Below are 6,440 nucleotides of genomic sequence, written 5' to 3' on the forward strand. Positions count from 1 at the left end.
GGCTTGCTCCCACACGGGAATCTGGGGTGGGCTTTTAATCGAGTTGTGTCAGGGCTGTTGCAGCCTGCGACAATTCAAGCTCGCTGAAGACTTGCACGCCATGGCGTTTGAGCAGTGCAGCTGTCACGCCTTCACCGCTGACTTTAACTCCACTGAACGTGCCGTCATACGTCAGCAGATTGCCGCACGAAGGACTGTTGGCCTTGAGCACCGCAACGCGGATGCCGTGCTTTTGCACCAACGCCAACGCCTGCCGGGCGCCATCGAGAAACTGTGCACTGACATCTTCGCCTTCAGTGGTCATCACCGACGCCATGCCGTCGAGCACTTCAGCCCCCTGCCCACCCGGAATCTCTGCCGCTGCCCGCGGGGTCGGCAAACCACCGGCCACTTCAGGACACAACGGCACAACCCGACCTTCAGCAATCCACTGTTCCAGCAAATCAAACGGCCCACTGGCCCCGCCGTCGTAGCGCACGCGATGGCCCAACAGGCAGCGACTGACCAGAATCTTGTGCATATCAGAAAGGCTCGTTGCCACGGCGGCGGAACCATCCGGTCAGCGACAAGCGCTCGCGGTTTGCCGGAAGCACCTCATGCGGCACTTCGCCAGAAAGAAACACCACCAGACAACCGCCGATGGGCTGTACGTCGTGAGCGCGCTCATCACCCAGGTACATGCGCAACTGACCGCCATCTTCCGGCAGCCAGACTTCATTGAGATAGACCACCGCCGAAACCATGCGCCGGTCGTCGTCGCGAAAACGATCGACGTGTTTGCGATAGAACGCGCCCGGCGGATACAGCGCAAAGTGGCACTCGAAGTCTTCAAGCCCGAGGAATAGCCCCCGGTTGAGCGCCTCGCGCAGGCTGTCCATCAGGTTCAGATAACGGTCGCTGGCCTCGGCCTGCCCTGGGTCGATCCATTGAATATGATCGCCGCGAATACCCTCGCGAATCTCTGAAAATGGGCCGCGACCGACCGCCGCCGGCACCAGTTCACCCTCGGCCTCACGTTTACGGCACTCGGCCGCCAGCTCGCGGGTCAAACCCGCGGGCAGGAAAATGTTCTGCTGCGACCAGCCATGCTCGGCCAGGTCGTCGACGATACGTAACAGCAGTGGGTGTTCAGAGGTTATTTGCATGGCGCGCATAGTATGTCGGCGGCAAGAAATCCGACAGAGCCACGCAGCGGCTTGCTACGAATTCTCGACAAGTACCGACACCGCACGGAGAATAGTCCGCTGCTGACAGGAGTCCCTATGCGCCGTTTGTTTTTTTCACTGTTGATGTTCTGCGTTTTGCCCGCTTGGGCGGACGGCCATGATCAGCTTTACAAGGTCGCCGGCTGGCCAGATCAACGTGCGCACTTCAATGACGCCCTCAGTGCTGCCCAGCAGCGTTATCAAAACAGCCTGCCGCCTGCGGTTTTTCAAGCATTGGTGAGCAACAGCAACCAGCGTTTTTCGCCACACGCCATGGATCAACGCGCCGAAGCCCAGTTGCGCCAGAACCTTGCCGATCCGAAACCGGCGCTGTCCTTCTTCCAATCGCCGCTGGGTAAAAAAATCGTCGCCGCTGAATTGCTGGCGACCCGGCGCGATCAACTGGCGAAAAATGCCAAAGGTCTGCCCAAGATGCAGGTCAGCGACAGCCGTCTGCTGATCATCGGCCACCTCGCCCAGGCGCTGCCGGCTCGTGAAGCTGGCGCCGAGGTCAGCCTCGCCATTGCGGGTGTGGCAGCGGACAGTTTGAGTTCGATGATTCCAGGGCTGCTCGGCGACGGTCAGGCGCAAGGGATGTTGAATGGCCAGCGCCAGAGGCTGATGGATCAGATCGGCGCCGACATGAACAACACACTGCTCTATGTTTATCGCGACTTGTCGGATGAAGAACTCGAAGAGTTTGCGACGTTTGCCGAGTCGACGGAGGGCAAGGCTTACTATCAAGCGGCGCTGGCGGCAATTCGCGCGGGGCTGGCGGTGGGGCAGAATACTTCGAACCTCGGCCAGTAAACTGCGTCGTCTGACAGGTCGCCTTCGCGAGCAAGCCCGCGCCCACCTGTGATCGCGGTCTTCTGTGGGAGCGAGCCTGCTCGCGAAGAGGCCCTAACAGACGCTAGAGATTCCGGCCCCTGATCCGCTTGCTCAAGAACTCGAAATACTCCTCGCGCATCTCCGCCGTCTCATTGGCCAGATGATGCCGCGCCTGCGGCAGCAGCAAAATCTGCGGCCGATCAAACTTCCACTTCAGCACCTGCAGGTTGTGCTGCCAGTCCACGGTCATGTCCGCCTGCCCCTGAATGATCAGCGGCCGGCGCGGGCTTTTTTTCGCGTATTCCACCCGGTGGATCCAGCGTGACAACGCGCCGACCCATGCAGTCGGCAAGCGCTTGGGCTGCAACGGATCGGCCAGCAGAAACGGCAGGAAATCCGGATCGTTGGAGTTCTCGCTGAAGCGCCGGGCGATCCCTCGAACAAACGGCCGCAGCAGGTAATAACTCAACTGCGACCAGCCCCACGCCCGCGGCCGCACCAAGGGCGACAACAGAATCAACTGGCCTTGCGCCGGACTGTTCTCGCCATGGTTGAGCACATGATCGACCACAATCGCCCCGCCCGTGCTCTGCCCGCACAAGTGCCACGGCTGCGGCAGGGCAATCGAATGGGCCTCGGCGAACAGGGCTTGCAGGGTGTCCTGATACTCGGAAAAGTCACGGATGCTCGCCCGCACACCGCTCGACAGACCGTGCCCAGGCAAGTCGCAGGCGATCACGGCAAAATCCTGATCCAGCGCCCACTCGATGACATGTCGATAGAGCCCGGTGTGATCATAGAAACCGTGCAGCAGAAACAGCGTGCCCTTGACCTTTTCCGGCCACCAGCAATGGCTGACCAGTTCATAACCGTCCACGTCGAATCGACCGATGCCGCGCCAGACATCGCGCTCGGGAAAGTCGGTTTTATAGAACCGCTGATAAGCCTTTGCCTCCTCCGATAACGGCTGCCACTCAGCCAATGGCTTGAGGCTGGCACGTAAATGATCGGGATCGAAGGTAGCAGGCATGAGGCAGTTCCAGAGCGGTAAACAGACTTTATCGGCCTGCGATATTCATCTGTAGAAGCAAGCATGGCAAGCTAGCCGCCCTCCGAGGAGCAAAATCCATGCGTTCGCCCTACCGCACCGCACTGTTTGCCAGCCTGATCGCGCTTGTCTGCGCCGGGGTGCTGTGGATGGCGTACGACTGGTTTCAGGGCCGCTATCTGCGGGCGTTCAGCGAACACACCGCGGTGTTTTCCGGCGACCCGTTGCGCCTGCCGGATGATCTCGCTGGCCCCGGGCCGATTCGACTGGTGCACTTCTGGGACCCCGCCTGCCCGTGCAACGTTGGCAACCAACAGCACCTGAGCGAGATGGTCGAGCAGTTCAGCGGCAAAGGCGTAGAGTTCTTTGCCTTACAAAAGCCCGGCAGCCACGGCCAGTTGCCTGCCACGTTGAGCCGCCTGAAAACCATTGCAATATTGCCCGGCTCCGAACAGGTTCCCGCCAGCCCCGCCGTGGCGATTTGGGACCGCAGTGGCAAACTGGCGTACTTTGGCCCCTACAGCGAGGGCCTGACCTGCAACGCCAGTAACAGCTTTATCGAACCGATCCTGAACGCACTGACGGATGATCGCCCGGTCAATGCCACACACACCTTGGCGGTCGGTTGTTATTGTCCGTGGCCGGTCGAAACGCATTAAGGCATTGCGGACTTTTCAAGGACAGCGATGCACGGCACAGAAGGTCTGTGCTAATTGTTTGCAGCCCGCACGGGCGGCAATCCCGCATTCACAAGGAGTCACCATGAAGCGCGTGTTCACCGTTCTTGCCTTGCTCATCGTTGTCCTGCTCTGCGCGGGGGGCTGGTACGTCTACAGCAAGCAGCCAACGCGAAAGGGCCAGGTTGAACTGCGCCACCTGCAAGGTTCGGTGACCGTGCGTTACGACGAGCGCGGCGTACCGCATATTCGTGCCGAGAACGAAACCGACCTCTACCGCGCCCTCGGCTATGTGCACGCCCAGGATCGTCTGTTCCAGATGGAAGCCATGCGCCGCCTCGCCCGTGGCGAGCTGGCCGAGGTGCTCGGGCCGAAACTGCTCGACACCGACAAACTGTTCCGCAGCCTGCGCATTCGTGAGCGCGCCGCCAGTTACGTTGCCAGCCTCGATCAGCAGTCTCCGGCGTGGAAGGGCCTGCAAGCTTATCTGGATGGCATCAACCAATATCAGGACACGCACGCAGCGCCCATTGAGTTCGACGTGCTGGGCATCCCCAAGCGGCCGTTCACGGCTGAAGACAGCATCAGCGTCGCCGGTTATATGGCTTACAGCTTTGCCGCCGCGTTTCGCACCGAACCGTTGCTGACCTATGTGCGCGATCAACTCGGTGCCGATTACCTCAACGTCTTCGACCTCGACTGGCAGCCCAAGGGTGTGTTGGTCAAGGGCCGCAGCAACCCGACGCCAGCCCTTGCGGCTGGCGATTGGAAAGACCTCAGCGCCCTCGCCCGCCTCAGCGAGCAGGCGCTGATTGACAACGGTCTGCCGCAGTTCGAAGGCAGCAACGCCTGGGTGATTGCCGGCAGCCGCAGCCAGAGTGGCAAACCGTTGCTGGCCGGTGACCCGCATATTCGCTTCTCGGTGCCATCGGTGTGGTACGAGGCGCAGTTGTCGGCCCCGGGCTTTGAACTCTACGGCCACCATCAGGCGCTGGTGCCGTTCGCGTTCCTGGGCCACAACATGGATTTCGGTTGGAGCCTGACGATGTTCCAGAACGACGATCTGGATCTGATCGCCGAGAAGGTCAACCCGGACAATCCGAACCAGGTCTGGTATCGCGGGCAGTGGACCGACATGGTCAGCACCGAACAGCAGATTGCGGTGAAGGGCCAGGCACCGGTGACGATCACCCTGCGCCAATCGCCCCACGGCCCAATCGTCAACGACGCACTCGGCAGCGCCGCCGGGAAAACGCCGATTGCCATGTGGTGGGCCTTCCTCGAAACGCCGAATCCGATCCTCGAAGGTTTCTATCAGCTCAACCGTGCCGACACGCTGGCCAAGGCCCGTGCCGCCGCGGCCAAAGTGCAGGCACCAGGGCTGAACCTCGTCTACGCCAATGCCAAGGGAGATATCGCCTGGTGGGCTTCTGCGCTGTTGCCCAAGCGCCCGGCAGGGGTCAAACCGGGTTTCATTCTCGACGGCAGCACCAATCAGGCGGACAAGGACGGTTACTACCCGTTCAGCGCCAACCCGCAGGAAGAGAACCCGGCGCGCGGCTACATCGTCTCGGCCAACTTCCAGCCTGTGTCGCCGACTGGCATGGAGATTCCCGGTTACTACAACCTTGCCGATCGTGGCCAGCAACTCAATCGTCAGCTCAGTGACAAGAGCGTCAAGTGGACCAACGAAGCCAACCAGAAGCTGCAACTGGGCACCACCACCGGCTACGGCCCGCGTCTATTGGCGCCGCTATTGCCAGTGTTGCGTGAGGTGGTGACGGACACCGCCGAGCGCAAACTGATCGAACAACTGGCGCAGTGGCAAGGCGACTATCCGCTGGATTCAGTCAGTGCGACGGTGTTCAACCAGTTTCTCTATAACCTGGCTGATGCGACGATGCGTGACGAGTTGGGCAATGATTTTTTCGAGACGCTGCTGTCGACGCGGGTGATCGATGCCGCGCTGCCACGCCTGGCGGCCAACGCCGACTCGCCGTGGTGGGACAATCGCAACACGCCGAACAAAGAGACTCGCGCCGACACCGTGCGGGCGGCGTGGCAGGCGAGCATGAAGCACCTGAAGCTGACCCTCGGCGACGACGCTAGCGGGTGGAAATGGGGCACGGCGCACACCCTGACCCACGGGCATCCACTGGGGCAGCAAAAGCCCCTGGATCGCATCTTCAACGTCGGCCCTTTCGCGGCACCGGGCAGCCATGAAGTGCCGAACAACCTCTCAGCGAAGATCGGCCCGGCGCCATGGCCAGTGACTTACGGGCCATCGACGCGGCGGCTGGTGGACTTCGCCGACCCGGCACACGGCTTGACCATCAACCCGGTCGGCCAGAGCGGTGTGCCGTTCGACAGTCACTATGACGATCAGGCTGAAGCGTATGTGGAAGGGATGTATATGCAGGCGCATTTCAGCGATGAGGAAGTCATGGCCAATACCCGCAGTACCTTGAAGCTGCTACCGGCACGGGCTGCCCAGTAGTTCCAGGCTGGCTGGAGGGGCCTCCTCGCGAGCAAGCCCCACCCACCGTTTTGATCTGTGATGGACCATTTCTTGTGTTCGCCACAAATCCAGTGTGGGAGCGGGCTGGCTCGCGAAAGCGCTGTGTCAGTCAGCAGAGATATTGGCTGGCCTGACGCCTTCGCGAGCAAGCCCGCTCCCAC

Annotated in this window: 6 protein-coding genes; 3 read left to right on the forward strand and 3 right to left on the reverse strand. The window is 61.1% G+C overall.

Features of this window, described 5'->3' with window-relative positions; genetic code table 11:
* Window positions 1-34: 34 nt before the first annotated feature.
* Together K5E40_RS31560 and K5E40_RS31565 are read right to left on the reverse strand one after the other, a co-directional pair.
* Window positions 35-520 carry a DUF523 domain-containing protein gene (locus tag K5E40_RS31560; protein WP_221734098.1) on the reverse strand — a complete coding sequence of 162 codons (486 nt, stop codon included), beginning with the start codon at window positions 518-520 and terminating at the stop codon, window positions 35-37.
* A 1-nt stretch (window position 521) separates the two neighbouring features.
* On the reverse strand, window positions 522-1,154 hold the full coding sequence (locus tag K5E40_RS31565; protein WP_221734099.1) for a 2OG-Fe(II) oxygenase: 633 nt from the start codon (window positions 1,152-1,154) through the stop codon (window positions 522-524).
* Between the two features lie 108 nt (window positions 1,155-1,262).
* Here K5E40_RS31565 and K5E40_RS31570 point away from each other — a divergent pair, with 108 nt between their 5' ends.
* Entirely contained in the window at window positions 1,263-2,015 is a 753-nt protein-coding gene (locus K5E40_RS31570) for a DUF2059 domain-containing protein (protein WP_221734100.1), read from the forward strand.
* Window positions 2,016-2,118: 103 nt separating this feature from the next.
* Here K5E40_RS31570 and K5E40_RS31575 read toward each other — a convergent pair whose 3' ends face one another.
* Entirely contained in the window at window positions 2,119-3,066 is a 948-nt protein-coding gene (locus tag K5E40_RS31575; RefSeq protein ID WP_221734101.1) for an alpha/beta hydrolase, read from the reverse strand.
* A gap of 98 nt (window positions 3,067-3,164) precedes the next feature.
* Here K5E40_RS31575 and K5E40_RS31580 point away from each other — a divergent pair, with 98 nt between their 5' ends.
* The gene (locus K5E40_RS31580) at window positions 3,165-3,743 is read left to right on the forward strand and encodes a DUF6436 domain-containing protein (RefSeq protein ID WP_221734102.1); all 579 of its coding nucleotides are present in this window, start codon (window positions 3,165-3,167) and stop codon (window positions 3,741-3,743) included.
* Window positions 3,744-3,846: 103 nt separating this feature from the next.
* Window positions 3,847-6,258: a penicillin acylase family protein gene (locus K5E40_RS31585; RefSeq protein ID WP_221734103.1), complete on the forward strand. Its 2,412-nt coding sequence runs from the start codon at window positions 3,847-3,849 to the stop codon at window positions 6,256-6,258.
* Window positions 6,259-6,440 lie beyond the last annotated feature (182 nt).

The sequence above is a fragment of the Pseudomonas baetica genome (genome assembly GCF_019733355.1).
Taxonomy (GTDB): domain Bacteria; phylum Pseudomonadota; class Gammaproteobacteria; order Pseudomonadales; family Pseudomonadaceae; genus Aquipseudomonas; species Aquipseudomonas baetica_A.